This window comes from Sphingosinicella xenopeptidilytica (genome assembly GCF_042676985.1).
In the GTDB taxonomy this organism is placed as follows: domain Bacteria; phylum Pseudomonadota; class Alphaproteobacteria; order Sphingomonadales; family Sphingomonadaceae; genus Sphingosinicella; species Sphingosinicella xenopeptidilytica.
Genome location: NZ_JBHTIK010000001.1, coordinates 323,540 through 350,361 on the forward strand (window position 1 = coordinate 323,540; position 26,822 = coordinate 350,361).

28 protein-coding genes are annotated in these 26,822 nt (G+C 66.0%); 13 read left to right on the forward strand and 15 right to left on the reverse strand.

The features are described from left to right. Positions 1 to 7: 7 nt before the first annotated feature. Entirely contained in the window at positions 8 to 712 is a 705-nt protein-coding gene (locus ACFQ00_RS01695) for a CoA transferase subunit A (RefSeq protein ID WP_381485249.1), read from the reverse strand. 105 nt (positions 713 to 817) lie between these two features. On the opposite strand from ACFQ00_RS01695, the gene ACFQ00_RS01700 reads away from it, so the two are divergent. Beyond that, positions 818 to 1,468, forward strand: coding sequence for a histidine phosphatase family protein (locus ACFQ00_RS01700; protein WP_381485252.1), 651 nt, complete (start codon positions 818 to 820; stop codon positions 1,466 to 1,468). 33 nt (positions 1,469 to 1,501) lie between these two features. Next, entirely contained in the window at positions 1,502 to 2,716 is a 1,215-nt protein-coding gene (gene rlmN, locus ACFQ00_RS01705; protein WP_381485254.1) for a 23S rRNA (adenine(2503)-C(2))-methyltransferase RlmN, read from the forward strand. Positions 2,717 to 2,754: 38 nt separating this feature from the next. Here the strand turns inward: rlmN and ACFQ00_RS01710 are convergent, their stop codons facing one another. After that, positions 2,755 to 3,228 carry a septal ring lytic transglycosylase RlpA family protein gene (locus ACFQ00_RS01710; protein WP_381485258.1) on the reverse strand — a complete coding sequence of 158 codons (474 nt, stop codon included), beginning with the start codon at positions 3,226 to 3,228 and terminating at the stop codon, positions 2,755 to 2,757. Between the two features lie 126 nt (positions 3,229 to 3,354). On the opposite strand from ACFQ00_RS01710, the gene ACFQ00_RS01715 reads away from it, so the two are divergent. The 7 genes from ACFQ00_RS01715 (at position 3,355) to ACFQ00_RS01745 (ending at position 11,044) form a co-directional block, all read left to right on the forward strand. Next, positions 3,355 to 4,578 (forward strand): class I SAM-dependent methyltransferase, encoded by a 1,224-nt coding sequence (locus tag ACFQ00_RS01715; protein WP_381485263.1) that lies wholly within the window; start codon positions 3,355 to 3,357, stop codon positions 4,576 to 4,578. Further along, positions 4,575 to 5,315, forward strand: coding sequence for a lysophospholipid acyltransferase family protein (locus tag ACFQ00_RS01720; RefSeq protein WP_381485266.1), 741 nt, complete (start codon positions 4,575 to 4,577; stop codon positions 5,313 to 5,315). Before ACFQ00_RS01715 ends, ACFQ00_RS01720 begins: the two co-directional genes overlap by 4 nt. 87 nt (positions 5,316 to 5,402) lie before the next feature. Beyond that, positions 5,403 to 6,845: an efflux transporter outer membrane subunit gene (locus ACFQ00_RS01725; protein ID WP_381485269.1), complete on the forward strand. Its 1,443-nt coding sequence runs from the start codon at positions 5,403 to 5,405 to the stop codon at positions 6,843 to 6,845. Beyond that, complete coding sequence (locus tag ACFQ00_RS01730) at positions 6,842 to 8,242, forward strand: efflux RND transporter periplasmic adaptor subunit (RefSeq protein ID WP_381485272.1); 1,401 nt, start codon at positions 6,842 to 6,844, stop codon at positions 8,240 to 8,242. The genes ACFQ00_RS01725 and ACFQ00_RS01730 overlap by 4 nt, the downstream gene beginning before the upstream one ends. After that, positions 8,232 to 8,936, forward strand: a complete 705-nt coding sequence (locus ACFQ00_RS01735) for an ABC transporter ATP-binding protein (protein ID WP_381485275.1) — start codon at positions 8,232 to 8,234, stop codon at positions 8,934 to 8,936. The genes ACFQ00_RS01730 and ACFQ00_RS01735 overlap by 11 nt, the downstream gene beginning before the upstream one ends. A 3-nt stretch (positions 8,937 to 8,939) precedes the next feature. After that, entirely contained in the window at positions 8,940 to 10,148 is a 1,209-nt protein-coding gene (locus ACFQ00_RS01740; protein WP_381485278.1) for an ABC transporter permease, read from the forward strand. After that, positions 10,145 to 11,044, forward strand: coding sequence for a DMT family transporter (locus tag ACFQ00_RS01745; protein ID WP_381485281.1), 900 nt, complete (start codon positions 10,145 to 10,147; stop codon positions 11,042 to 11,044). The genes ACFQ00_RS01740 and ACFQ00_RS01745 overlap by 4 nt, the downstream gene beginning before the upstream one ends. A 3-nt stretch (positions 11,045 to 11,047) precedes the next feature. On the opposite strand, the gene ACFQ00_RS01750 is transcribed toward ACFQ00_RS01745, so the two are convergent. The 4 genes from ACFQ00_RS01750 to ACFQ00_RS01765 all read right to left on the reverse strand — a co-directional run bounded on the left by ACFQ00_RS01750 (position 11,048) and on the right by ACFQ00_RS01765 (position 15,287). Next, on the reverse strand, positions 11,048 to 11,800 hold the full coding sequence (locus ACFQ00_RS01750) for a methyltransferase domain-containing protein (RefSeq protein ID WP_381485284.1): 753 nt from the start codon (positions 11,798 to 11,800) through the stop codon (positions 11,048 to 11,050). Beyond that, positions 11,797 to 13,053, reverse strand: a complete 1,257-nt coding sequence (locus ACFQ00_RS01755) for a glycosyltransferase (RefSeq protein WP_381485287.1) — start codon at positions 13,051 to 13,053, stop codon at positions 11,797 to 11,799. Before ACFQ00_RS01755 ends, ACFQ00_RS01750 begins: the two co-directional genes overlap by 4 nt. Positions 13,054 to 13,236: 183 nt before the next feature. Further along, the gene (locus ACFQ00_RS01760; protein WP_381485290.1) at positions 13,237 to 14,610 is read right to left on the reverse strand and encodes a sensor histidine kinase; all 1,374 of its coding nucleotides are present in this window, start codon (positions 14,608 to 14,610) and stop codon (positions 13,237 to 13,239) included. A gap of 2 nt (positions 14,611 to 14,612) precedes the next feature. Further along, on the reverse strand, positions 14,613 to 15,287 hold the full coding sequence (locus ACFQ00_RS01765; protein ID WP_381485293.1) for a winged helix-turn-helix domain-containing protein: 675 nt from the start codon (positions 15,285 to 15,287) through the stop codon (positions 14,613 to 14,615). 85 nt (positions 15,288 to 15,372) lie between these two features. Between ACFQ00_RS01765 and ACFQ00_RS01770 the strand changes: the two genes are divergently transcribed. After that, positions 15,373 to 15,807, forward strand: a complete 435-nt coding sequence (locus ACFQ00_RS01770) for an RrF2 family transcriptional regulator (protein WP_381485296.1) — start codon at positions 15,373 to 15,375, stop codon at positions 15,805 to 15,807. Here the strand turns inward: ACFQ00_RS01770 and ACFQ00_RS01775 are convergent. The 4 genes from ACFQ00_RS01775 to ACFQ00_RS01790 form a co-directional block, all read right to left on the reverse strand. Continuing rightward, positions 15,758 to 15,982 carry a DUF2783 domain-containing protein gene (locus ACFQ00_RS01775; protein WP_381485299.1) on the reverse strand — a complete coding sequence of 75 codons (225 nt, stop codon included), beginning with the start codon at positions 15,980 to 15,982 and terminating at the stop codon, positions 15,758 to 15,760. The two genes, ACFQ00_RS01770 and ACFQ00_RS01775, sit on opposite strands and share 50 nt — an antisense overlap. After that, positions 15,979 to 17,541 carry an FAD-dependent oxidoreductase gene (locus ACFQ00_RS01780; RefSeq protein WP_381485302.1) on the reverse strand — a complete coding sequence of 521 codons (1,563 nt, stop codon included), beginning with the start codon at positions 17,539 to 17,541 and terminating at the stop codon, positions 15,979 to 15,981. The genes ACFQ00_RS01775 and ACFQ00_RS01780 overlap by 4 nt, the downstream gene beginning before the upstream one ends. Before the next feature lie 4 nt (positions 17,542 to 17,545). Beyond that, positions 17,546 to 18,505 carry an MBL fold metallo-hydrolase gene (locus tag ACFQ00_RS01785; RefSeq protein ID WP_381485304.1) on the reverse strand — a complete coding sequence of 320 codons (960 nt, stop codon included), beginning with the start codon at positions 18,503 to 18,505 and terminating at the stop codon, positions 17,546 to 17,548. A gap of 118 nt (positions 18,506 to 18,623) precedes the next feature. After that, entirely contained in the window at positions 18,624 to 19,202 is a 579-nt protein-coding gene (locus ACFQ00_RS01790; RefSeq protein WP_381485307.1) for a TetR/AcrR family transcriptional regulator, read from the reverse strand. A gap of 358 nt (positions 19,203 to 19,560) precedes the next feature. Here ACFQ00_RS01790 and ACFQ00_RS01795 point away from each other — a divergent pair, with 358 nt between their 5' ends. Continuing rightward, positions 19,561 to 19,941 (forward strand): hypothetical protein, encoded by a 381-nt coding sequence (locus tag ACFQ00_RS01795; protein ID WP_381485310.1) that lies wholly within the window; start codon positions 19,561 to 19,563, stop codon positions 19,939 to 19,941. Positions 19,942 to 19,976: 35 nt separating this feature from the next. Here the strand turns inward: ACFQ00_RS01795 and paaK are convergent, their stop codons facing one another. The 4 genes from paaK to ACFQ00_RS01815 are packed head-to-tail and all read right to left on the reverse strand — an operon-like array spanning position 19,977 to position 23,395. Beyond that, the gene (gene paaK, locus ACFQ00_RS01800) at positions 19,977 to 21,272 is read right to left on the reverse strand and encodes a phenylacetate--CoA ligase PaaK (protein ID WP_381485313.1); all 1,296 of its coding nucleotides are present in this window, start codon (positions 21,270 to 21,272) and stop codon (positions 19,977 to 19,979) included. Between the two features lie 14 nt (positions 21,273 to 21,286). Continuing rightward, positions 21,287 to 21,841 carry a VOC family protein gene (locus ACFQ00_RS01805; protein ID WP_381485316.1) on the reverse strand — a complete coding sequence of 185 codons (555 nt, stop codon included), beginning with the start codon at positions 21,839 to 21,841 and terminating at the stop codon, positions 21,287 to 21,289. Positions 21,842 to 21,851: 10 nt separating this feature from the next. Continuing rightward, positions 21,852 to 22,604, reverse strand: a complete 753-nt coding sequence (locus tag ACFQ00_RS01810; RefSeq protein ID WP_381485319.1) for an SDR family oxidoreductase — start codon at positions 22,602 to 22,604, stop codon at positions 21,852 to 21,854. Between the two features lie 5 nt (positions 22,605 to 22,609). Further along, complete coding sequence (locus ACFQ00_RS01815; protein WP_381485322.1) at positions 22,610 to 23,395, reverse strand: SDR family oxidoreductase; 786 nt, start codon at positions 23,393 to 23,395, stop codon at positions 22,610 to 22,612. 189 nt (positions 23,396 to 23,584) lie between these two features. Between ACFQ00_RS01815 and ACFQ00_RS01820 the strand changes: the two genes are divergently transcribed. Both ACFQ00_RS01820 and ACFQ00_RS01825 read left to right on the forward strand, forming a co-directional pair. Beyond that, the gene (locus tag ACFQ00_RS01820) at positions 23,585 to 24,064 is read left to right on the forward strand and encodes a 2,4'-dihydroxyacetophenone dioxygenase family protein (protein ID WP_381485325.1); all 480 of its coding nucleotides are present in this window, start codon (positions 23,585 to 23,587) and stop codon (positions 24,062 to 24,064) included. 8 nt (positions 24,065 to 24,072) lie between these two features. Continuing rightward, entirely contained in the window at positions 24,073 to 25,698 is a 1,626-nt protein-coding gene (locus tag ACFQ00_RS01825) for a long-chain fatty acid--CoA ligase (RefSeq protein ID WP_381485327.1), read from the forward strand. A gap of 37 nt (positions 25,699 to 25,735) precedes the next feature. Here the strand turns inward: ACFQ00_RS01825 and paaE are convergent, their stop codons facing one another. Next, positions 25,736 to 26,815, reverse strand: a complete 1,080-nt coding sequence (gene paaE, locus ACFQ00_RS01830; RefSeq protein ID WP_381485330.1) for a 1,2-phenylacetyl-CoA epoxidase subunit PaaE — start codon at positions 26,813 to 26,815, stop codon at positions 25,736 to 25,738. Positions 26,816 to 26,822 lie beyond the last annotated feature (7 nt).

Consider the following 26,822-nt stretch of genomic DNA (forward strand, 5'->3'; position numbering starts at 1 on the left):
GCTTGCCTCACGCCGCCTGCCTTGTGGTGCGCTGCTCGATGCGCTTCTCGTAGTTCTTGCCGACGAACAGCCGCTGCACGAAAATGCCCGGCGTGTGGATGTGGTCGGGGTCAAGTTCGCCGGGGCCGACAAGCTCTTCCACTTCGGCCACCGTCACCTTGCCCGCGGTCGCCATCATCGGGTTGAAGTTGCGCGCGGTCTTGCGGAACACCAGGTTGCCATAAGGGTCCGCCTTCCACGCCTTCACGATGGAAACGTCTGCAACGAGGCCGGTTTCGAGGATGTACGTCTCGCCGCCGAACTCCTTGTGCTCCTTGCCCTCGGCAACGAGCGTGCCGACGCCCGTCTTGGTGTAGAAGCCCGGGATGCCCGCGCCGCCCGCGCGGATGCGCTCGGCGAGCGTGCCCTGCGGGTTGAATTCAAGCTGAAGCTCGCCCGAAAGATACTGGCGCTCGAACTCCTTGTTCTCGCCCACGTACGACGAGATCATCTTGGCGACCTGGTGCGTCTTCAGCAGCAGCCCGAGCCCGAAATCGTCGACGCCGGCGTTGTTGGAGATGAACGTCAGGCCCGTCGTGCCCGAATCGCGGAGCGCTGTGATCAGGTTTTCCGGAATGCCGCAGAGGCCGAAGCCGCCGGACATCACTGTCATACCGTCGAAAAGCAGGCCCTCAAGGGCGCTCACCGCGTCGTCGTAAAGCTTGTTCGCCAAGGGGAACCTCCCGCGCTGCAGCAAAGAATGTGGCCCTGCTAGCGCACGCGCTGCGCTTAGGAAAGAGTAGGTTTTCTGTAAAAATCTTTGCATAAGCGCGGCGCCATGACACCGACGACACCAACGCTCTATCTCGCCCGCCACGCGGAAACCGTGTTCAACGCCGCTGCCCGGATGCAGGGGCACATGGGCCACACGCCGCTCACCCGCAACGGCATCCGGCAGGCCGACGACATGGGCCGCGCGCTGCGCGCGTCGCTCGGCCCGAAGCCCGATATCGATCTCTGGGCCTCGCGTTCCGGCCGCACGATGCAGACCGCGGCGATCATCGCCGAGCATCTGGAACGCGATTTCTTCGATATCCGCGCCGACGACCGGCTGCTCGAGATCGATGTCGGCGACTGGGAAGGCCGCCTCTATCACGATATTGTCGCCGAATCCGGGCCGCTCATCTGCCCGGATCGCCGCGTGTTCCTAAGGAAGCCGCCGAACGGCGAATGGTATCCCGATATCGAACGCCGGCTTCAAAACTGGCTCGCGGGTCTCGATCCCGCACGCCCCGCGCTCGTCATCAGCCACGGCATAACCGCCCGCGTGCTGCGCGGGGCGCTCGTCGGCGGCACGCCGTTCGAAGAGGGCTGCGTGCCGCTGGCGAAGGATGCACCGCAAGGCACGGTGTTCCGCATCGAGGGCGGCCGCGAAGAGCCGATCCATGTCGGCCACGGCAGCGTCGATGGCAAAGCGAAGGGCTTCTAGTCAAAACGGCGCAAAAGCCTTACAGGACGCGCCATGCCCACTGCAGCCATGACGATTCCCGGCGGGGCCGATCCCGTCCCCGTGCCCCGCGCGCCGACCGCGCGTGAAGACGGCCGCATCGACCTTGTCGGCCTGAACAAGGCGGAGATGGCGGCGGCGCTGATCGCTGCCGGCGTACCAGAAAAGCAGGCCAAGCTCCGCGCCAAACAGGTGTGGCACTGGATCTACCACCGCGGCCTCACCGATTTTTCGGGCATGACCGACATCGCGAAGGACACGCGCGCGCTGCTTGCCGAGCGCTTCGTCGTCGGCCGCCCCGAAGTGACGCTGCAGCAGGTTTCGACCGACGGCACGCGCAAATGGCTGCTCCGTACCGACGACGGCAACGAATACGAGATGGTCTTCATCCCGGATGCGGACCGGGGCACGCTCTGCGTCTCCAGCCAGGTCGGATGCACGCTCAACTGCCGTTTCTGCCACACCGGCACGATGAAGCTCGTCCGCAACCTCACGGCGGGCGAGATCGTCGGGCAGGTGATGCTGGCACGCGACACGCTCGGCGAATGGCCGCAGCCGGGCGAGGACCTCACCGGCGAGGCGCGGATGCTTTCCAACATCGTGATGATGGGGATGGGCGAGCCGCTCTATAATTTCGACAATGTTTCCAAGGGCCTCGGCATCGTCATGGACGAAACGGGCCTCGCGCTCAGCCGCCGCCGCATCACGCTTTCGACAAGCGGTGTCGTGCCGATGATGGCGCGCGCGGGCCAGGAGATCGGCGTCAACCTCGCCGTCTCGCTCCATGCCGTGACGAAGGACGTGCGCGACGAGATCGTGCCGATCAACCGCAAGTACGGCATCGAGGAGCTCTTGAAGGCCTGCGCGGACTATCCTGGCGCCAACAACGCCCGCCGCATCACGTTCGAATACGTGATGCTGAAGGACAAGAACGATTCGGACGAGGACGCGCGTGAACTCGTCCGCCTCATCCGCAAGTACAAGCTGCCCGCGAAGGTGAACCTCATCCCGTTCAACCCGTGGCCGGGCGTGGCCTACGAATGCAGCGACGACGACCGCATCGCGCGCTTTTCGGACATCATCTTCAAGGCGGGCATCTCGGCGCCGGTCCGCACGCCGCGCGGGCGCGACATCATGGCCGCCTGCGGTCAGCTCAAGAGCGAGAGCGAACGCCTGTCACGCGCTGAGCTCGATCGGATCGCAGCGGAAAAGCAGGCCGCGCTGGCCTGACATACCCAGCCGAACGGCAATAAAATCAGGCGCCAAAATCAGGCGGTTGGGAGCAGTTCCAGAGTCACGTCGGTGAGCCCGGCGTTCAGCATACCGAGTTCGCGCGCCGCAGCCTTGGAAACGTCGATCACGCGGCTGCCGGTGAAGGGGCCACGGTCGTTGACGCGCACGGTCACGCTACGGCCGGTCTTCTCGCAGGTCACCTTCACCAGGCTGCCCATTGGCAGGGTGCGGTGGGCCGCGGTCATTTCGTCCTGGTCGAAGATTTCGCCGCTCGCGGTGCGGCGGCCGTCGAACTTGTCTGCATAATAGCTGGCCCGACCGGAGCCGAGCAGCTGCAGTTCCGCTTCGCTCGCGAACACGGCGTCTTCGGCATCAGCGGTCGCGGAAAGCTCGTCGGTGAGCGGGGAGGGCGTCGCGTCGGCAAAAGCGCACAGCGCAAGCGCCGTGGCTGCCGCAGCCGTTGCGCGGATCCAGCGTCCGCGAATCTGAAAGAGATTGGCCCCAATCACGGTTTTGTCCCTGACGACTTCGCTTCGCCGCATCCACTCGCCTGCGATGAAGCGTTTCAAACGCGCGTTCCGGCGAGAGGGTTAACAGGGATTTGCATGGCCCAAGTTCTTGATTAGGGTCGCACCATGCTGCTGCTGGATCGTATGCTGAAGCGGCTCGTCCGCGACGGCGAGCTGACGGTGACGACTTCGGATCGGCGTGTCCGCCGCTACGGCAGGCCGCATCCGGCGCTGGTGCCCGTCTCGTTGCATTTCGCCGATGCGCGCACGCCGCTGCGCATCGCGCTCAATCCGGCGATCGCTGCCGGGGAGGCGTTCATGGACGGCCGGATGCAGTTCACCGCGGGCGGCATTTCAGAGCTGCTCGAACTCGTCGCGTGGAATGCCCGCTGGTCCGACGACAACAATATCCGCAGCGAAACCCGCCGCGCGCAAAGCGTCAGCGCCTACCTCTATCAGCTGAACTACCGCCGCGCCGCGAAGCGCAATGTCGCGCACCACTACGACCTTTCGGACCGGCTCTACGACCTCTTCCTCGATGCGGACCGGCAATACAGCTGCGCCTACTACCGCGCGGAGGATGAAACGCTCGAACAGGCGCAGGTCGACAAGAAGGGGCACATCGCTGCGAAACTGGCCCTGAAGCCGGGGCAGAAGGTGCTCGACATCGGTTGCGGCTGGGGCGGCATGGCGCTGTATCTCAATCGTGTCGCCGATGTGGACGTGCTTGGCATCACGCTGTCGGAAGAGCAGCTCAAGGTGGCGCGTCGCCGCGCCGCGGATGCCGGCGTCGCGGACCGGGTGCGCTTCGAGCTGATCGATTACCGCGACGTGCAGGGCGCCTTCGATCGGATCGTTTCGGTCGGCATGTTCGAGCATGTCGGCATTCCGAACTACCGCACCTTCTTCCGCCATGTCCGTGGCCTGCTCAAGGAAGACGGCGTCGCGCTCCTCCACACGATCGGCCGCGCGGACGGACCCGGCGCGACCGACGCGTTCACGGCGAAGTACATCTTCCCCGGCGGCTATTCGCCCGCGCTTTCGGAGATCGTCCCCGCGATCGAGCGCGAAATGCTGTGGATCACCGATGTCGAGGTGCTGCGTCTTCACTATGCGAAGACGCTCGAGGAATGGCTGCGCCGTACGGAGGCGGCGAGGGCGGAGATCGTGCAGCTCTACGACGAGCGTTTCTACCGCATGTGGACCTTCTACCTCGCCGCCGCGCGCGGGGCTTTCCGGCACGACGGGCACGTCAATTTCCAGATCCAGCTCGCGCGCCGCCGTGATGCGCTGCCGATCACGCGCGATTATATGGTCGAGGCCGAAGCGCGTTACGCCGGGATGAGATGAGCCACCGCCCGCTCGGACGCACACGCGCCGCGCTCGGCCTTGCGAGCGCCGCCATGCTGGTCCCGCCCTGGCTCCTGATGAGCCCAAAAAGCGTGCCCGCAAAGGCGCTGGAGCGCCGCTTCCATCGCACGATCGCGGCGGGCTTCGGCCTGCGCCCGCAGGTGCTCGGAACGCCGGGCGCAGCGGGCACGATGTTCGTCGCCAATCACATCAGCTGGGCGGATATCATCAGCGTCGCGGCGGTGGTGGATACGGATTTCGTCGCGAAGGCCGATGTCGCCGCCTATCCGGGTATCGGTGCGCTCGCCGGGCGCACCGGCACGATCTTCGTCGAGCGCGAGCGGCGCTCGCAGGCGGTGAGCCAGATGGAGGCGATCCGGCAGCGGCTGATCGCCGGGCGGCGCGTGCTGATGTTCCCGGAGGGCACCACATCCGATGGCCGCGGCCTGCTGCCTTTCCGCAGCAGCCTGTTCGCGGCGGCGGACGCCGCTGCCGCGGTCCAACCCGTCACCATCCGTTACACGTCGCCGGGCGGAGGCCCTCTTGATCCGGAAGCGCTCGATGCGATCGCGTGGATCGGCGACGAGGACATGCTGCCGAATGCGCTCGCGCTCGCGCGCCTGCGTGCCGGTGTCGTCCTCCATTTCCACGAGCCGGTCGCCGCTTCCGCATTCGATACGCGCAAGGCGCTCGCCGAGCATTGCCGCGAGGTGATGCTCCGTCACTACTGGCCGTGAGCAGGCGATCGGGCCACTCGCAATTTTTTCTTCAGTATATTCATGCCGGCTGCAGGGAATAACCTGTACGTCGTACGTATGGCGTTTATGGCGACGGTCCGTTGCCACCTGAAATCGAACAAGGTGCGTGTGAAGAAGCTGTTTCCCCTCCTTTCCGGGTTGGCGCTCGCCGCGTGTGCGGCCGGTCCGGACTATCGTGCGCCTGTGCCTGTGGCGCTCGGCGTGCCCGCGGCGTGGAGCGACGGCAGCGCCGCGCCCGAAGGCGACGCGGCGCTCGCCGAATGGTGGCGTGTCTACAACGACCCGGTGCTCGATGGGTTTGTCGCCCGCGCCGTGGAAAACAATCTCGATATCGCGCAGGCGGTATCGCGGCTGCGTCAGGCGCGGGAATCGCTCCGGCAGTCGCGGGCGGATTTTCTGCCGTCGGTCAATGCCTCGGGCAGCGGCGGGCGCAATTTCCGCGAAGGCTCGGCCGACAGCAGCAGCTATTCGCTTGGCGCCGACGCGGCGTGGGAGATCGACCTGTTCGGCGGCACCCGCCGCGCGGTCGAAGCCTCGCGCGCCGATCTCTTCGCGGCGGGCTACAGCCTTGCGAACGTGCGCGCGGCGATCGTCGCGGAAACAGTGAGCAACTATGTCACCGCACGCCTTGCGCAGGAGCGCCTACGCATCTCACGCGACACGCTGAAGACGGTCGAGGACAATTACGATATCGCGCGCTGGCGCGTGGAGGCGGGTCTCGTCTCGTCGCTCGACGCGGAGCAGGCGCGCGCGCAGCTCGCGCAGAACCGCGCTTCGATCCCGTCGATCGAGCAGAGCCTTGCAGGCGCGCTCAATCGTATCGCCGTTCTCACCGGCGATGCGCCGGGCGAGGCGACGCGCGCGCTCGAAGCGCCGTCGCCGATTCCGGATGCGCCCGATGCGATCACCGTGGGCATCCCTGCCGATACGCTTCGCCAGCGGCCGGATGTGCGGCAGGCGGAGCGTGCGCTTGCCGCCGCGACAGCTCGCATCGGTGTCGCGGAGTCCGCGCTTTACCCGTCGCTTCGGATCAGCGGCAATGTGGGCACCAGTGCGCTTTCGCTCGGCAGCCTCGGCGATATCATCACCGGCGGTCTGTTCGCCTCGATCGGCCAGCTGATCTTCGACGGCGGCGCCACCGCTTCGCGCGTTCGTGCGCAGGAAGCGGCGGCGGAAGGGGCGTTCGCGGCCTACAAGGCCTCGGTGCTCGGCGCGCTCGAAGATGTCGAGAACGCGCTCGTCGCGCTCCGCGCCGCGCGCGAACGTCAGGTGCAGTATACCGAGGCCTATGATGCGGCGAACACCAGCGCGATCCTCGCGCGCAGCCAGTATCAGGCGGGCCTCACCGATTTCCAGACACTCCTCAGCGCCGAACAGTCCTTGCTGTCGGCGCGGCAGGGTCTTGCCGATGCGGACGCCGATGAAGTGCTCGCGGCGGCGGAGCTTTACAGCGCACTTGGCGGTGGATGGCAGACAATGAACCCGATTGACGGATGGCAGCCCGAATGAACGACACCAACACCCCGCCGCTCGATGATTTCCTCGGTGCGCAGCCGGAAAAACCGTGGCGCAAGTGGGCGATTTATGCGGGGCTCGCCATCGCGGCGATCGTCCTCATCCTCGTCGTCCGCAGTTTCCTCTCCGACGATACGCCGCAATACGACACGCGGGCCGTCGAGCGCGGCGACCTCACCGTCACGGTCTCGGCGACGGGCAATCTGAAGCCGATCAATCAGGTCGATGTCGGTTCCGAACAGTCGGGCCTCATCACCAAGGTGTTCGTCGACGTGAACGACCGCGTGACGCGCGGCCAGCAGCTTGCCGAGCTCGATACCTCGCGGCTGCAGGATACGGTGGCGCAGTCGCGTGCGCAGGTTGCCTCTGCCGAGGCGGGGGTCGCGCAGGCCAAGGCGAGCGCCGCGCTCGCGAAGGCGACGCTCGACCGGCAGGAAGAGGTTTCTCGCCTTTCGGGCGGCCGCGTGCCGTCGAAGACCGAGCTGGACAGCGCCCGCGCGAACTACAGCCAGGCCGTCGCCAGCCTGCGCTCGGCGGAGGCGCAGGTGCTGGTTTCGAAAGCCCAGCTCTCGTCGTCGCAGACCAACCTTTCGAAGGCGCGCATCGTTTCCCCGGTCACCGGCGTCGTGCTCTCGCGCGATATCGAGCCCGGCCAGACCGTTGCCGCCTCGCTCAACGCGCCGGTGCTGTTCACCATCGCCGAGGATCTGAGGGAGATGGAGGTCGAGGTCTCGGTCGACGAGGCGGATGTCGGCCAGGTGAAGGACGGCCAGAGCGCGAACTTCAGCGTCGATGCTTTCCCCGGCCGCAGCTTTCCCGCGAAGGTCACGCGCGTGAACGTCGGCTCGAACGCCAGTTCGAGCAGCAGCAGCAGTTCATCCTCATCGTCGAGCAGCACGGCCACGGTCGTCGCCTACACGGCGGTATTGAACGTCGACAACCGCGACGAGACGCTCCGCCCGGGCATGACCGCGACGGCGGACATCGTCGCGAGCCGCGTTGAAAACGTGCTGCTGGTGCCGAACGCCGCGCTTCGCTTCAACCCGTCGACGCAGTCGGGCGCATCGCAGGGCGGCGGTATCACCAGCCAGCTCGTCATGCGCCCGCGGCGCGGCAACAACGCGCAGAAGTCGGTGGGCTTCGGCGCGGGCAGTACGCAGACGGTGTATGTCGTCGGCGCGGACGGTCAGCCGAAATCGGTCGAGGTCGTCGTCGGCGACAGCGACGGCACCAACACGGCGATCCAGAGCGGCGACATCAAGGAAGGCATGAAGCTCATCGTCGGCCAGCTCGTCGCCGGGCAGGAAGCACCGCAGCAGCGCGGCCAGCGCTCCGGCGGTAATTCGGGCAGTGGCCAGCGTTCGGCGGAAAAGGCCGGCAATGGCCGATGATCCGATCATCCGCCTGCGCGGGATCACCAAGACCTACGGCACCGGCGCGACCGCGTTTCAGGCGCTGAAGGGCGTCGACCTCGATATCGCGCGCGGTGATTTCGTCGCGGTGATGGGGCCGTCGGGATCGGGCAAGTCGACCGCGATGAACATCCTCGGTTGCCTCGACGTGCCGAGTGCGGGGGAATATCTGTTCCACGGCCACCATGTCGAAACGCTGGACCGCGATCAGCGCGCGCTGCTCCGCCGCCGCTATCTCGGTTTCGTGTTCCAGGGCTTCAACCTCCTGTCGCGCACCACCGCGCTCGAAAATGTCGAGCTGCCGCTGCTCTATCGCGGCGAGGACCGCCGCGAGCGCTACGAACGCGGCATGGCCGCGCTCGACAAGGTCGGGCTGGAACCATGGTGGGACCACACGCCCGCCGAGCTTTCCGGCGGCCAGCAGCAGCGTGTCGCCATCGCCCGCGCGATCGTGACGAGCCCCGACGTGCTGCTCGCCGACGAACCGACCGGCAACCTCGATACGGAGCGCTCGTTCGAGATCATGGAGCTGCTCACCGATTTGAACCGCAGCGGCATCACCGTGCTGATGGTGACGCACGAGCCCGACATGGCGGCGTTTGCGCGCACCATCGTGCATTTCCGCGACGGCCTCGTCGAGCGCATCGAAAACACCGGAAAGGCAGGCGTGTAACCGATGCTCGGCACCACGATCACGCTCGCCTTCCGCGCCATCATGCGCCACAAGCTGCGCTCGTTCCTCACCACGCTCGGCATCATCATCGGCGTCGCCGCGGTCGTCACCATGACGACGCTCGGCAACGGCGCGACCGCCGCGGTGCGCGAACAGATCGCCAGCCTCGGCGCGAACATCCTGCAGCTTCGCCCCGGCCAGGGCTTCGGCCGCGGCGGCGGCGGTCCGCGCCCGCCCGATTTCAAACCCGAGGACGTCACCGCGATCGAAGGCCAGCTCACCGGCGTGCGCGCCGTGGCGCCGATGGCGCAGTCGTCGGGCACCGCGATCTATGAAGGCAATAACTGGAGCACCACGGTCAACGGCACCACGGCGTCTTACTTCGAGGCGCAGCAGTGGCCGCTGAACAGCGGCCGCCTGTTCATGCCGGAGGAGGAGCAGGCCGGCAAACCCGTCTGCGTCATCGGCAACACGCTGAAGAACAACCTGTTCCGGCAGACCGATCCGCTCGGCAAACGCTTCCGCATCAAGGGCGTGTCCTGTCAGGTGATCGGCGTTCTCGGCACGCGCGGGCAGGGCGGCATGGGGCAGGATCAGGACGATGTCGTCGTCATGCCGATCAAGTTCGTGCAGCGGCGTTTCACGGGCGACCGCGACATCGGCCAGATCATGGTCGCGGTGGATGACGCCTACGACACGCAGACCGTGCAGGCCTCGCTTGAAGACCTGATGCGCGAACGGCGCAAGATCAAGCCGGGCGACAGCGACAATTTCAACGTGTTCGATACCAAGCAAATCTCCGACACGCTGACCGGCACCACCACGATCCTCACCCAGATCGTCGCCGCGGTCGCCGCGATCTCGCTGCTCGTCGGCGGCATTGGCATCATGAACATCATGCTGGTGTCGGTGACGGAGCGCACGCGCGAGATCGGCATCCGTCTTGCGATCGGCGCGGTGGCGCGCGAGGTTCTGCTGCAGTTCCTCGTCGAAGCCGTGGTGCTGTCGTGCCTCGGCGGGCTCATCGGCCTCGTCATCGCGCTGTTCGCCTCGATCGCGATCGCGCCCTTGATGCAGGTGCCCTTCATCTTCGATCTGAAGATCAACGTGCTCGCGTTCATCTTCTCGGCGGCGATCGGCGTGGTGTTCGGCTATTTCCCGGCGCGGCGTGCGGCGTCGCTCAATCCCATCGACGCGCTCCGCCACGAATGACGGCCCGCAGCGCCGAGCTTCGGGCCTATGGGATGCTGGCGCTCGTGATGCTGTTCTGGTCGGGGAACGCCATCGTCGGGCGCGCGGTGCGGGGCGATGTGCTGCCGTTCACGCTCGCCTTCGTGCGCTGGTTCGGCGCGTTTCTCCTGCTCGCGCCCTTCGCGCTGCGCCATGTGGCTGCGGACAGAGAGGTTCTGCTGCGGCACTGGCGCCCCGTGCTGATTCTCGGGCTCGTCGGCGTCAGCGCGTTCAACGCGTTTCTGTATTCGGGGCTGCGGTACACGACCGCGACCAACGGCCTCCTCCTGCAGGCCGCGATCCCGGCGCTCGTGCTCGTCATCGATGCGCTCGCCTTCCGGGTGCGCGCGCCGGCATGGCAGATCGCGGGCGTCGGGCTTTCGATCCTCGGCGTCGGCATCGTACTGTTCCCCGATTTCGCCTCGGTGCTGCGCCTTCATTTCGGCCGGGGCGACGCGCTCGTCCTCGCGGCGGTGGTCGCGTGGGCGATCTATACCAGCCTTTTGCGGCTCCGCCCCGATGTGCACCCGCTGTCGTTTCTCGCCGTCACCTTCGCCATCGGGGTCGCCGCGATGCTGCCGCTCGCGATGTTCGAATGGCGGCACGCACCCGCGATCGATTGGCGGCCCGAGATCGTCGGCGCGTTTCTTTACGTCGCGCTGTTCCCGTCGCTCGCCGCCTATTTCCTGTTCAACGCGGCGGTTGGCATGATCGGGGCCGCGAAGGCGGGCCAGTCGATCACGCTGATGCCCGTGTTCGGCGCGCTGCTTGCGGCGGCGTTGCTCGGCGAACCGCTCGGCCCGCGTCATTTCGTGGGCATGGCACTCATCCTCTGCGGCATCGGCGTGTCGGTGTTCCTGGCGCGGAAGCCCGGCTGAAGATCAGCCGCGCCGTCGGCGGTATTCGGCAAGCCCGGTGGCGATCGGCCGCGTCAGCCAGCCGCGCAGCTTGCCGAGCTTGTAGGCATGGACGCCCGGGTGGGAGAGCGGCAGCGGCCGTTCGAGCAGCCCCCGCAGCGATGCTTCGCCAAAGCGCTGCACGGCCTCGGGAATCTCGCCGCGGAAATAGCCGATCAGGTTCTGGCGATACCACGGCGCGATGCGTTCGTCGGTCCACAGCGCATAGCGCAGGAAGTCGAACGGCCGGTAGCCGCGTACGCGGAACTTTTCCGCCCAATAGTCGGGCCAGCGCTCGTTGACATGGCCGGTGCCGCCCTGATGCGGCGTGGCGGCGGAAATCAGCAGCATGTCCGAAAGCGAGGCCATCAGGTCCGCGAAGGCGTCGGCACACGCTTCATCGAGATGCTCGGCGACCTCGAGCGACATGGCAAGGTCGAAGCGCGCCTGCGGCAGTGGCGGCCGGAACGGCAACGGCGCATTGCCGAGATCGAAACGCACGAACGATGCTTCGTCGATGCGCAGGCTGTTCGCGGGCACCCATGGACCGTCGAGGCCGATCGCCGTTTCCACGCCCTCGGCGCGAAAGCCGTTGAGCCAGATGCCGTCGCCGCAGCCGATGTCGACCACCGACGAAGGGCCGATCAGGTCGACAACGAGCGGCACCAGCGCCTGCGCGGATCGGGCGGCGCGGTCGGCGCGGCGCGTGTAGAACTGCTTCGAATATTCGTGCTTCATTGCACCCTCTCCAGAACCGCCGCGTGCAGGTATGCGGCGTATCCGTCCATCATCGTGCGCAGGCTGAAATCGGCGGCGCGCGCCCGGCACGCGGCGGCGCCGCGCGGCATGGAAAGGCGCGCTAGCATGGCCCGCGCCATCGCGGCGTCATCGCCCACGGGCACCAGGCTGCCGCAGGCTTCGGTCAGCACCTCGCGCACGCCGGTGGGGCAGGCGGTGGCGACGACCGGCGTGCCGCAGGCAAGCGCCTCGATCAGCACGTTGCTTGCGCCTTCCCAGCGCGACGAGAGCACCGAAAGTGCTGCGCGCGCGACGAAGGCGTGCGGGTTCGCCTGGAAACCCGCGAGCCAAAGGTCGCCGCCGATGCCAAGCGCTTCGGCAAGCGCCGTGAGATGATCGCGCTCGGCGGCGGGGCCGTCGCCGAGGATGACGAGCCGCATCGGGCGTACCTGTCGCGCGGCCGCGAAGGCGCGGATCAGCGTGGCGAAATCCTTCTGCGGGCTCAGCCGGCCGACCGCGATCACCACCGGCGGCGCGCCGTCGGCGAACCAGGGATGGTCGGCAGGGGCCGCGGCGGCGCGTCCGATCGCATCGATATCGACCCCGTTCGGGATTACGGCGAGCCGCGCGCCCGAAACGCCGTGGCGCCGCAGGTCGTCTCCCAGTTCGCGCGACACAGCGATCACCCCGTCCATCATGCCGAACTGCACGCGCTCGAGAGCGACCGCACTCCGCCGGATCAGTCCCGCCGCAAGCCCCGCGCGCTTCGGCGGCGTCGCGGCGGCGAGCGCGTTGCTTGCGCGCCCGATAAGCTGCGTTTCGGATACGCCGGAAAGCCGATGCGCCGCACAGGCGAAGGCGTGCATATGGTTCCCCGAAGAGAGCAGCACCGCGGGCCGCACCCGGCGGATCGTCGCGGCAAGCGCGGCAACCGTGAAGACGCTGTCGGCGCCGCGCGGCAGACGCGGCCTGCCGCTCGCGATCACGCGCACGGGGATGCCGCTGGTATCCTCCACGAAGGCGCCGGTGTCGCGCACGACCCACAGCTCGGCGGCAAGTCCCGCGGCTGCCGCGGCGCGTGCGATCCGAAGCGCATTGCGAACGACGCCACTCGCGCGAAGATCATAAACCAGGATCGCCGCCTGAACCGCGATTTCACCTGGCCCACGGCTGTTGCGTACCGGCACATCGGGCGCGCTTGGCGGAAGCGACGTCTCGGTCTCGATGCGGCGAAGGGTACTGGCACGCGACATGGTGGTCTCCGAAAATCACGGAAGACCGCCTGCGCGGCGGAGATGGCGGCCGCGTTGGCCAAAGATTTGGATATGTCCATGTTGCGGTCGCGCGGGGGCCGCGCGCGCTTAAAGCATCGTGCGGAAAAGTGGGAACCGGTTTTCCGCCGGAAACGATGCGTCAACGAAGAGATAGAGCTTGCTCTAGTTGGCGATCGGCAGGCGCAGTGTCGCGGCGAGGCCCGGGCTTTTGTTCCGGAAGCCAAGCTCGGCATGGTGGCAACGCGCCACCGCCTCCACGAGCGCGAGGCCAAGGCCCTGCCCGGCGGCGGCGGCCTGTGCGGGTGCGCGAAAGAAACGCTCGGTGATGCGCGGCAGGTCGGCGGTATCGACGCCGGGCCCGTCGTCCGTCACCTCGATCCGTGCGCGCTCCGGCTCGCGGGCCAGCACGACACGTACGATGCCGCCCGGCGGCGTGTATTTCACGGCATTGTCGATCAGGTTCGTCACCGCCTGAAACAGCAGGTCGCGATCGCCGCGCACGCGGATGCCCGGCGCGACATCGGTGGCAAGGTGCAACGCACCGGCTTCGGCGCCGGGGGCATAAAGTTCGGCGGCATCGCCGACGAGCGCCGACAGGTTGACACTGTCCGTCGCCAGCGCATGGCGCCCCGCTTCGATCCGCGCGATGCGCAGCAGCGCATCGAACGTCGATTGCAGGCGGGCGGCGCTCTCGTTCGCCTGCACGATCAGCGCCGTCCGCGTCGCTGCGTCGCCGGCGCCGTCGAGCTCTTCCAGATCTGCGCGGATTCGGGCGAGCGGCGTGCGCAGTTCGTGCGCGATGCTGTCCGAAACCCGCGCGACGGACTGGATCAGGTTCTCGATCCGGTCCAGCATCGCGTTCAGCGTTTCGGCGAGGTGATCGAAGTCGTCGCCGGTGCCGCGAACCTCGACGCGGCCGCTGAGATCGCCCGCCATCACGCGCTCCGCCGTTCCCGCGATGGCATCGATGCGGCGGCCGACCGCGCGGCTCGTCAGCGCGCCGCCGAGCAGCCCCAGCGCCAGCGCCACGGCGGTGCCCCAGCCGATCGCCTGTCCGATCAATTCCTCGCGTTCGTCGACATCCTCGGTGTCGCGCGCGATCAGCAGGCGCGTGCCGTCGGGAAAGCGATGTTCATAGGTGTAGGCCTCATTTTCCCGCGCGACGCCGCCGTCGAAGGTTTCGAACTCGAAGCGGAACCACGGGCTTTGGACGAGCGGCGGCGGCGCGGGCATGTTGGCCGTGATCCATTCGCCGTCGGGCGCGACGAGGGCGTGGAAGGCACGCCGCTTGGCGGGCTGCTCCCGCCGCGTGTCGAGTGCGTCGAGGAGCGCATCAACGCCCCGCTTTTCATAAAGGGCGGAGAGCGTTTCCACCTCTGGAAGAATGGTTGCCCGCACCTCGGCGAGCGGCGTGGTCACAAAGACCCACCACGCGATGGCGCCCATCGCCGCGTAGGACACGACGAACCACGCGCTGTACGCGAGCGCGTGGCGGAACGTCATGCCGCGCGTGAAGCGGAAGGCCGGGAGTCGCACCCCTAGGGTCGCCGCAGGCTGTAACCCGCGCCGCGCACGGTTTCGATCAGCGGTGGGTCGAAGCCCTTGTCGATCTTCTGGCGCAGGTGGCTCACATGCTGGTCGACGATGTTGGTTTGCGGGTCGAAATTATAGTCCCACACCGCCTCCAGGATCATCGTCCGGGTGAGTACGTGCCCGGCGTGCCGCGCCATGTATTCGAGCAGCCTGAACTCGAGCGTGCTGAGCGGGATGCGTCTGCTGCCGCGCACCACGGTGCGCGAGAGGAGATCGATTTCAAGGTCGGCGACGACCAGCGTCGATTTCGAAGGCGCCGCGGTGGGCCGCCGTCCCAGCGCATCGATCCGTGCGAGCAGTTCCGACATCGCGAACGGTTTCGTCAGATAGTCGTCCGATCCCGCGCGCAGGCCGCGTACGCGTTCGTCCACCTCGCCGAGCGCCGAGAGGATGATCACCGGCGTGCGGTTTCCCGTCGCGCGCATGGTCTGCAGGATGGTGAGCCCGTCGACGCCGGGCAGCATCCGGTCGAGGATCACGACGTCATAGGCTTCGCCCGCCACGTGGTAGAGCCCGTCGCGCCCGTCGGCGACATGTTCGGCGACGTGGCCCGCCTCGCCGAGGCCCTTCACCACATAAGCCGCGACGCGTTCATCGTCCTCGATCAGCAGGATACGCATGTGCGCGAACAAGACGCAGGCCGTGTCAGCATGTCAATTGCCCTCTGCCATGGCATTGCCTTATTGCGGCATCATAGGGGGGACCATGCTTTCTCAACGGACGCGGTATACAATTCGCGCGCTCCAGCACCTAGCCGACAATTATGGCCAGGGGCCGATCCGCCTCGTCGACATCGCAGACGCGCAGAACATCCCGAAAAAGTTCCTGACCGTGATCCTTTCGGAGTTCAGCCGGCTCGGGATCGTCGGCACCAAGCGCGGGCCTGACGGCGGCTACTGGCTTGCGGTGCCGCCGGTCGACGTGCGCTACGGCGACATCGTGCGGCTGACGCGCGGCTCGCTGGCGCTCGTGCCCTGCGCCAGCCGCTTCGACTACAAGCCCTGCGAGAACTGCGTCACCGAAGAGAAGTGCCGCCTGCACCGCCTGATGGTGATGGTGCGCGACGAAACCGCGCGCATCCTCGATACCGTCACGCTCGCGGACCCGATCCCGCTGCCGGAGTCGGAACTGGCTCTCTAGCCGCCGCAATCGCGTGCTTCACGAGCGCGTCGTTACCGATCTGGTTGATCAGCAGCAGGATGAGCCGCGCCGAGAAGCGCAGGCTCTCCGCCTCGCTCATGCCCGCCTGCGCGGCGATCATCGCCTCGTAGATATCGTCGGGCCGCGCCACGTTCGGCTTCGTTTCCAGGCTCATGCGGCGGCTCCTTCGGCGCGCGCGATCGCGGCGCTGATCTTCGCGGGGCTGGGATGGCGCCAGCGCGCCGCGACATACTGGTCGGGCCGGATCAGGCAGGCACTGCCCGGGGAGAGGTCGTAACGGTCCACGATCAGCGCTTCGCCCGCCACGTCGATTACCGGCACGGGCGCTTCGCCCTGCCAGCCGTTCGCGATCAGTCGGAAGCCGCCGCCGAGCGTGCCGAGCAGCCAGTCTCCACCAAACGGCGCATCGAGCGCGGGGGAGCCCGGCGGCACGCCGTCCCAGTCCGTGTCCTCGTCCGCTGTTGAAAGCGGACTCGCGGGGTAGGACACCGCCGTCGAAAGCCGCCCGCTGTTCACGAACGGCCGCGCGAACGGATGCTCGCCCGCAAGGCTGAGCACGGCGTCGCGGTAGGCGGCGCTCGCGGTGGACTTCGGCGTAAGGAAATCGGTCGAGCGCGTCGAATTCAGGATATTCTCGTCCGCTGTCGTGGTCGCTTCGTGGTTGTAGCTTTCAAGGAAGCTTTCCGGTGCCTTGCCGTCCAGCACCCGCTCGAGCTTCCAGCCGAGGTTGTCGATGTCGGCGAGCCCGCCGTTGGCGCCGCGCGCGCCGAACGGCGAGACGAGGTGCGCGCTGTCCCCCGCGAAGAGCACGTGCCCGTGCACGAAGCGCTGCATCCGGCGGCACTGGAACGTGTAGACGCTGTACCACTCGCGCTCGAACTCGATCTCATCACCCAGCATTGCGCGCACCAGCGGCTCGACATTCTCCGGCCGCATCGCCGCCTCGCGGTCGATGTTCCAGCCGAGCTGGAAATCGAGCCGCCACACGTCGTCGGGCTGCTTGTGCATCAGCGCGGACTGGCCGGGGTTGAACGGCGGGTCGAACCAGAACCAGCGCTCGGCCGGGTGCTCGCCCTTCATCCTGATGTCGGCGATGAGGAAATTATCTTCGAACACGCGCCCCTCGAAATCGAGGCCCATCAGCCCGCGCACCGTGGACTTGTTGCCGTCGCACGCGATCAGCCAGTCGGCGCCGAGCGTATAGCGCCCGCCCGGCGCTTCCACCGTCACGCTCACGCCGTCCGCTCGCGCATCGAGCGCGGTCAGTTCGTGCCCCCAGCGGATATCGACATTGGGATACTGGGCAAGCGCATCCACGAGGATCGCTTCCACATGATACTGCTGCAGGTTGATGAACGCGGGCCGCCGCTGGTCCTTCACCGGAAGCAGGTCGAATTCATAGATCGGCGTCGTGCTCTCGCCCCAGAACACCTTGCCGAGGTTCCACACCACGCCCCGGTCCACCATCGCCTGCCCGACGCCGAGCCGGTCCCAGATGTCGAGGCTGCGCTTCGAATAGCAGATGCCTTTCGATCCCGCCGCGATGAAGTCGAGCCGGCTCAGCACCGTCACCTTGCGCCCCCGCCGCGCGAGGTCGAGCGCCATCGAAAGCCCCACCGGCCCCGCGCCGACGATCAGCGTTTCAAGATGTGCGCCATCCGTCCCCACCGGCGAAGCGCCGATAGAGCGGTGGACCGGAATGCCTGTCGTCATCGTGTCAGTCCTGAAGTTCAGCCCAAACCTCGCGGTCGCGCTCCATCGTCCAGATGCGCGGCCAGTCGATGCCGTCGAATTCGTCCCACAGCCGCTGTACGTCGAAGGGCAGGCAGTGCTCGAAGATCGGCCAGCGGCCGAACTTGGGGAACAGCGCCTCGTGCGTCGCCTCGAACGCTTGCTTCAGCGTGCCGCCCGCGCGGTGCACGGTGCCCACCTTGTCGATCATGGTCTTCAGGAATTCGCGCGTCTGCTCGATCGCGGCGTCGGTTTCGGCAAGGCCGCGCGGCACGCGCCCGCGCCCGCCGATCAGGTTCTCCGCGCGGTAGGCCTTCACCTTGTCGAGCGTGCCCGCCGCCCAGTCCATGTGGAAGGCGTCGCCCGTGTAGAGCGCCGCTTCCGCCTCCACGAGATCACCCGCGAACAGCGTCTTCGATTTGTCGTGCCACACCACGATGTCGCCCGCCGTGTGCCCGCGCCCGCAGAAGGCGAGGTCGAGCTTGCCGCGATCGCCGCCAAGCGCGATTTCGAACGTGTCGGTGAAGGTCTGCGTCGGCCATGTCAGCCCCGGCACCGAGTCCGGGTCCTTGAACAGGCGCGGCATCCGGCCGAACTCGCTGTCCCAGTCTTCCTTGCCGCGCTCCTCGATGAGTTTCCGCGTCATCTCGCTCGCAACGATATGCTCGGCCTCGAACGCGCTCGCGCCGAGCACGCGCACGGCGTGATAGTGCGTCAGGATCAGGTATTTCACCGGCTTGTCGGTGTGCTGGCGCAGCTTAGCCAGCCACTCGCGCGCGGCCACCGGCGTCGCGCGCGCCTCGATGGCGACAATGAAATCCTCGCCCTCGATCGCGCCCACATTGGGGTCGCCCTCGGCGGTCAGCGCGTAAACACCGTCCGCCAGGATCTCCAGCGTCTCTGTCTTCTCGGCGGTGTCCGCCGACGATGCGAATGGTTTTGCCACGGATAAACCTCCTCATATGTCACGCCGCATTCGCGGACCTTGAGGAGGACTTTAGCGGAAGGGAGGGCAAGCGTCTGTCATCAGCTCTGATGACAGCGGCGTCGCAGCGGCGCTCCTGTCAGCGCAGCCCGTCCAGCATCTGGTCGATCACCGTCTCGGCGAGCGCCTCCACGGTGAAGCTGCCCGTGGGACGGAACCATGTGTGCGACCAGTTGATCATGCCGAAATAGAGCATGGCGCGCACGCGGGCGTCCTTTTCGGAAAGCGCGGGCGCAATCTCGCCGACTGTGCGCGCAACAAGGTCGACAAGCGTGCGCTCGGTATCGACGATGTGCCGCCGGCGCTCTTCCGGCAGCTTGTCGAGGTCGTTCACCAGCACGCGGTGCCGCGCCGAGGCGTCGGCATAAAGTTCAAGGAAGCCGTGCGTCAGCTTGCCGAAGCGCGCCTTGGCATCGGCCTCGCCCCGATACGCGTCCGCCACCTCGGCGAGCGCGCCGATGTGCCCATCCATGATCTCGAACAGGATGTCCTCTTTGGAGGCGAAATAGTGGTAAAGCAGCGACTTCGACATGCCGCACGCGGCGGCAAGATCGGCGATCGAGCAGCCGTGGAACCCCGAATGCGCATAAAGCTCGGCAGCCTTGTCGAGCACGGCCATCCGCCGCTCGTCATAATCCGCCGCCTGTGTCCGGGCCACTCACGTGCCTTTCATTCGCAATAACAGAGCGTTCGTGTCTAGGCGGTGCGCGCGGTGCCCGCAACGGGTTCGTCTGGTGAAGTGCTGGCCGCTAGGCCGATAGATCAGCAATCGCTCCCGCCTCAAGGTGTCGATTACGTAGAAACCATATCCGTCATACCGGCGTAAGCCGGTATTCATAATCACGGTCGTATGGATACCGGCCTATGCCGGTATGACCATCACGTCTTGTTGCGACAACATTGCGGACATTGAAGACACGTGAGAAAATGCCGGAATGAGGAATTTTGGCTTTCTCTCCGTCACGTTATGCGCAGCAGCCTGCTCACAAGCACCGCAAAGCAGAGAAGCTGCTCTGATGGATGAAATCGAGCGGCCCGTGGTGTTACCCAAGAATGCCGAGACGTTAGATAAGTACGGAAGGAATTACGCACCGGACGTCGGAGGGAAGATCTTAGCCACTTATATCATCCCCATCTCGCCTCTCGGAATGGACACCGGCTGTGACGTGATGCTGGAAAACTTCGCTTCGCGTCCGTGCGCAAAAGAAGAAATTGAGGAAGCCTCAAGGATGGAGGCTAAAATTGTTGATGCCCAAACTCCGGCCGGCAAAAGGCGTTGGTTCCGCAATCCTAGAGAACTACCCTACATCAACGACGGCGGATGCCAGCAAGTCAGCGTTGAATATGATGCTACAACTCGCCGTGTTCTGACTGTCGTCTGTAATGGCGAGGCCTGACGATCGCTTCCACACCATAGCCGTCGTGCCGAGATCTACTCCCGCAGTCTCTTATCGACCACCCGCGCGGCTTTGCCTTGGGATCGTGGGATTGATCCTGCGGGTGTGATGTCGATCTTGACGCTGATGCCGACCATGGTCTTGATGCGGTGTGCGAGCGTGTGGGCGTGCTCGGCGTGGGTGCTTTGGTCGGTGTCCTCGCGGGCCTCGACCGAGAGCCGCACCATGTCCATGCGGTCCGGGCGGGTGAGCTCTATGAGGAAGTGCGGCGCGAGCGCAGGCACCGAGAGGATGTGCTCCTCGATCTGGCTCGGGAACACGTTCACGCCCCGGATGATCAGCATGTCGTCCGAGCGGCCCGTGATCTTCGCCATGCGCCGCATACTGCGCGCCGTGCCGGGGAGCAGCCGGGTGAGGTCGCGCGTGCGGTAGCGCACGATCGGCATCGCCTCCTTGCTGAGCGAGGTGAACACAAGCTCGCCCTCCTCGCCGTCCGGGAGCACAGCGCCCGTCTCGGGGTCGATCACCTCGGGGTAGAAATGGTCCTCCCAGATGGTGAGCCCGTCCTTGGTCTCCACGCACTCCTGCGCCACCCCCGGACCCATCACCTCGGAAAGCCCGTAGATGTCGACCGCATGAATCGCGAACGCCCCCTCGATCTCGGCGCGCATCGCCTCGGTCCACGGCTCGGCGCCGAAGATGCCCACCTTGAGCGAGCTTGCCGCCGGGTCGATCCCCTGCCGCCGGAACTCGTCGAGGATCGCCAGCATGTAGCTCGGCGTCACCATGATGATCTCGGGGGCAAAGTCGGTGATCAGCTGCACCTGCTTTTCGGTCTGCCCGCCCGACATCGGGATCACCGTGCAGCCCAAGGCCTCCGCGCCGTAGTGCGCGCCAAGACCGCCGGTGAAGAGGCCGTAGCCGTAGGCGACGTGCACCTTCATCCCCGGGCGCCCGCCCGCAGCGTGGATCGAGCGCGCGACGAGGCTCGACCATGTCGCGATGTCGGCCTTCGTGTAGCCCACCACAGTGGCCTTCCCCGTCGTTCCCGACGAGGCATGGATACGCGACAGCTTCTCCTGCGGCACCGCGAAGAAGCCGAACGGGTACGCGTCCCGCAAATCCGCCTTCGTCGTGAACGGGAACTTCGAAAGGTCCGAAAGCGACTTCAGGTCGTCCGGATGCACACCCGCCGCGTCGAACTTCGCACGGTACGCAGGGTTCCCCGCATACGCATGGGCAAGGCTCGCCCGCAGACGCCCCAACTGCAACGCACTGAGCTCGTCACGGCTCGCCGTCTCAATGGCGTCGAGACCCTTGGCATTCGTCATGTCGCGGTTCTGCCTTACGCGGCCGGGGGCTGCAACACGCGGATAGGGTCGCTGCCGTCCCAGTTCTCCGATGCCGCCTTCATCATCGTGAAGAAGGCCTCGGTCTGGTCGGTCATCTCGATCAGCTCGATCATGCCGGGCAGCACGTCCGACGTGTCCATATAGGCCGCGCGCGCGCCGACGCCGGCGACGCCGTACAGCGCCATTTCGTGGCCCTGCGCCTTGTATTTGGCAACGTCCGCATCGAAGTCCGCGCATGAGATGCCGAAGTGGTGGAAACCCCAGCCGCGCTTCTGCTGCACCTCGGTGTAGACGGACGGCGTCTCCCAGTTGTTCTGCTGGATGAGCTCGAAGCTCATCGAGCCCGAAAAGCCGATGGCGAGCGTGATGTCGAGCTCGGTGGGTTCACCCCGATACTGCGCATCGATCAGCGGGAAGTGCTCGATCACGAACCAGGGCCCGCAATTCAGGCGCGGCATATAGTGTTTCATCGCCGTGGTGATGTCGGGCACGATATAGGCGATCTGCATGATGCCGCCCATCGGCTGGCCGAAGTCGAGTGTGCGCACGGATAGTCTCCTAGTTCGTGAGGCTCATGCCGCCGTCGACAACGACGGCGGTGCCGGTGATGAAGCGCGCCTCGTCCGACACCAGGAACAGCACGGCGTTGGCGATATCCACGGCCTCCTGCCACGTCTTCATCGGCACCTTGGTGAGGAACGCCTGTGCGGCGTCATCTTCGCTGATGCCGTGTTCGGCGGCGGTGCGCGCGATCAGCACGTCGTGCATCGGCGTGCGCACCTGGCCCGGGTGCACGCTGTTGCAGCGAATCGCGTAGTTCTTCTCGCAGCAGTGGAGCGCGAGCGAGCGCGTGAACTGTGCGACCGCCGCCTTCGATGCGCCGTAGGCCGCGATGAACGGCGTCGGCACCAGCGCGCCGATCGACGACATGTTGACGATGGCGCCGCCGCCGCCTTTCGCGATGGCGGGCATCGCGTATTTGCAGGCGAGGAACACGCTTTCCACGTTCACCGTGTTGATGCGGCGCCAATCTTCGAGTTCGGCGCCTTCGGGGTCCATCGGGCTCTTGCTCGATGAAATGCCCGCGTTGTTGACGAGGGCGTCGAGGCGGCCGTGCTTCGCCATCGTGTCGGCGATCAGCGCCTTCCAGCCCGCCTCGTCGGCGACGTCCTGGCTGATGATGCCTTCGCCTGCGGCGATATCGGTGCGGATCACGGTGGCGCCTTCTTCCGTCAGGCGCTTGGCGATTGCCGCGCCCAGGCCCACCGCCGCGCCGGTGACGATAACGACCTTGTTTGAAACACGTCCCATGATGTTCAGCCTTTCGTGTGCGCGCTGGAGGGGCCAGCAAGCTGCGCCCCGTCGATGATCAGCGGCGATCCGCTCAGCATGGCGGCTTCGTCCGAAACCGCGAAGAGGATCGCATTCGCGATATCCTCGGGCTTCGCGATCCGGCCCATCGGCACCAGGCTCGCCATGCCCGCCACCATCGCCGCGCGGTTTCCTATCGCGTCGGCGATAGGATCCAGCATCTCGCTGTCCACATACGTCGGATGCACTGACACGCACCGTATTGGTAGTCTTTGCTCCGCGCAGTAAAGCGCAACCGATTTCGACAGCGTGGTGACGCCACCCTTCGAAGCGCAGTAGCCCGCCACATCCGAAATCCCGACGAGACCCGCGAGCGAGGAGACGTTGACGATCGCCCCGCTGCCTCCCGTCTCCGAGATCGCCCGGATCGCCGCCTGGCAACCGAGCATCACGCCGGTGAGGTTCACCGCGATCATCTTGTTCCAGTGGTCGATCGTCAGGTCCATGATCGTGCCCGGGAAGCCGATGCCCGCGATGTTCGCGAGGCTGTCGAGCTTGCCGAAGCGCTTCACGACGGCGGCGGTCGCCTCCGCCCACGCCGCTTCGTTCGTCACGTCGAGCGGAAGCGCGATCGCGGCCTCGCCGATCGCAGCAGCGGTTGCCTCGGCGCCCGCAAGATTGATGTCGGTCACGCCGACACGCGCGCCTTCGCGTGCGAAGGCGATGGCGGTTGCACGGCCGATGCCGGAGGCCGCCCCGGTCACGATGGCGACTTTGCCCTGAAGGCGCATGATGTTCGAACCTCTCCCCAATGCCCCTGTGGGCAGTCCTCGCAGTGTTGCACGAAAGGCTAGAGGTGCGGCCGGTCATTCCAATAGCGGGAAACACCTAAGCACCTAGGTGTTTCCCGCCATTTCGGGACTCGGAGCGCCGAGTCACAATGCACCCCTGAAAATCCGAAAAACGAGGGAGGTTTGATCATGGTCTTGCTGACGCGCGAGGATGCGCCCGACATTGAAGAGACGAAGCGCCACACTCCGGCGTTCTACAATATCAAGGATTTGCCCTGGCATGATTGGGTCATGCCGGAAACCTGGTTCAAGCTGCTCAACATCAATCCTTTCACCGGCGGCTTCACGATGCTGCTGAAGGTGGGACCGAACAACACCGCGCCCGTTCACGGACACGTCGGTTCGGTCGAGGGTATCCTCATCGAAGGCGGTTTCGGCTATGGTGACGACCGCGGCCGCGCCGGCGATTATGTGCGCGAGATGGGCGGCATCAACCACATCCCGAACACGGATGACGACGGCATGGTGATGTTCGCGGTCGTGAACGGGCCGCTCATGGGCTACAATGCCGACGGCAGCATCGCCGCTGTTGTCGATGCGAAGTTCATGTATGGTCTTGCTGCGGCGCAGGGTGCTGCCGATCACATCGAAAAGCCGGCCGACTGGTAAGGGGAACAATGCTGGGTTTGATGCAGGACAGCCCGCTGCTCATCAGCGGGCTGCTCAGCCACGCCGCTGCGGCGCACGGCAAGCGGCCGATCGCATCGCGTCTCGTGGACGAGCCGCTGTGGCGCTACGACTATGCCGGGCTCGCTGCGCGCACGGCACGTGCTGCGCATTTGCTGCGCAGCATGGGCGTGGCGTCCGGCGACCGGATCAGCTCGCTCGGCTGGAACACGCACCGCCACATGGAGCTGATGTTCGCCGCGCCCGGCATCGGCGCGGTACTGCACACGGCGAACCCGCGCCTCACCGACGAGCAGATTGCTTACACGATTGAACATGCGGGCAGTTCGATCCTGTTCTACGAGCGGACGTTCGCCGATCTCATCGAACGTTTGGCAGCCCTGCTCCCGCAGCTCACGCGCTTCGTGATGCTGAGCGACGCGGAGCACACGATCCCCGGCAGCGTCGGCGCAGAATCGTGGGAAACACTGATCGCGGATCAGCCCGATACGATCGCATGGCCGCGCCTCGATGAGAATGCGGCAGCGTTCCTCTGCTATACATCGGGCACCACGGGACACCCCAAGGGCGTCGTCTATAGCCACCGCTCGACCGTTCTCCACGCGATGGCGGCAAGCCTGCCGTCGGCGTTCGGGCTCGACGTGTTCGATTGCATCATGCCGTGCAGCAGCTTCTACCACGCGACCGGCTGGGGCCTGCCCTTCGCTGGCGCGCTCAACGGCTGCGCGTTCGCGCTGCCCTGCGACCGCATGGACCCGGCGAGCCTGCACGAACTCGTCTTGGGTGAAGGCGTCACCTTCTCGGGCGGCGTGCCGACGATCTGGACGATGTACCTCGATTATCTCCAGCGCACCGGCGGCACTGTGGGCAAGCTGCAAAGGTTGGTGATCGGCGGTTCCGCCGTGCCGCGCGCAATGGCGGAGGCGTTCTCGCGCACCTATGGCGTTAAGGTGCTGCAGCTCTGGGGCATGACGGAGCTGAACCCGCTCGGCGTCGTCGCGACGCCGACGCCCGCGCTTGCCGAAGGCGGTGCTGATCATGTCGACGACATCATCTGGACGCGGCAGGGTCGAATGCAGTTCGGTGTCGAGCTGCGCATCACAGATGAGGAAAACCGCGTCCTCCCGCACGACGGTGAAACCTCGGGCGCTCTCAAGGTGCGCGGCCCGTGGACGATCGGACGCTACTACCGTGCGGATGCCGATGCGCTCGACGAAGAGGGCTGGTTCGACACCGGCGACATCGCCACCATCGACGGCTACGGCTTCATGCGCATCACCGATCGCGCGAAGGATGTGATCAAGTCGGGCGGCGAGTGGGTCAGCTCGATCGATATCGAAAATATCGCGGTCGGCTTTCCGGGCGTGAAAGTTGCGGCGGTCGTCGGCGTGCATCACCCGAAGTGGGAAGAGCGCCCGGTCCTCGTCCTCGATCTCTACGACGATGCCGAGGTGACCGAAGAGGCGATGCGCGCACACCTCACCCCCGCCATCGCCAAATGGTGGATGCCCGACCGCATCTTCTTCGACGCCGTGCCACTCACGGCAACGGGCAAGATCGACAAAAAAACGCTTCGCGCGCGTTACGTGAACTGCCTCGACGAGGCAGCGGCTTAAGAAGTCCCCTCTTCCCGGGAGAGGATGGGCTTTTCATTCACGCGTCGTAATCGACCACCACGCTGTCGGTCATCGGTACGGCCTGGCAGGTGAGGATGTAGCCTTGCGCGACTTCCTCGGGTGAGAGGCCGTAGTTCGCTTTCATATGCACCTCGCCCTCGATGAGCTTGGCGCGGCAGGTGGCGCAGACGCCGGCCTTGCAGGCGTAGGGCGTCGGCAGACCGGCGGCGCGGGCGTTTTCGAGGATGCTGCCTTGCGCGCTGTCGAAGGTGATGCGGCGGCGGCGGCCTTCCAGCGTGACCTCGACCTTGCGGCCTTCGGCCTTGCGCTCGATCTCGCGTTCCACGGCCGCCTGTTCGGCGGTCGGGCGGTCGATCGTGAAGCGTTCCACTTTGATGCGGTCGGCGGGAACGCCCGCGGTGGTGAGCGCCGTTTCCACGGCGTCCATCATTGGCCCCGGGCCGCAGATGAAGGCGGCATCGACGTCATCGGCATCGATGAGGCCTCCGAGCAGTTCGGTGAGCTTTGCCGAATCGAGGCGGCCGTTGAAGAGCGCGATGTCCTCGTCATCCTCGTCTTCGAGGAAGTGATAGGCTTCGAGCCGATCGAGGAAGCGGTCCTTGAGCGCGGCGATCTCTTCCAGGAACATGATCTCGTTGCTGGCGCGGTTGCCGTAGAACAATGTGAAGCGGCTCTTCGGCTCTTCGAGAAGCGTGGTCTTGAGGAGCGAGAGAACCGGCGTGATGCCCGATCCGCCCGCGAAGCCCACGTAATGCTTTTGCGCGTTCGCATCGAAATCCCACGAGAAGCTGCCGTGCGGCGGCATCACTTCAAGCGTGTCACCGGCGGCGAGTGCGGTGTTCGCCCAGCGCGAAAAGCGTCCGTCGGAAATCGCCTTGATGGCGACGCGAAGCTGGCCTTCGTGCGGGGCGACGCAGAGCGAATAGTTGCGGCGGAGATCCTCGCCATTGATGTCGGCGCGGAGCGTGATGTGCTGGCCGGCGCGGAAGGCGAAGGCTTCGCGTTCGGCTTCGGGCACGTCGAACAGGATCGAGACGGCGCTCGGCGTTTCGCGGCGGACTTCGGCGATCTTCAGTGTGTGGAAATGCGTGGACATTCAGGGC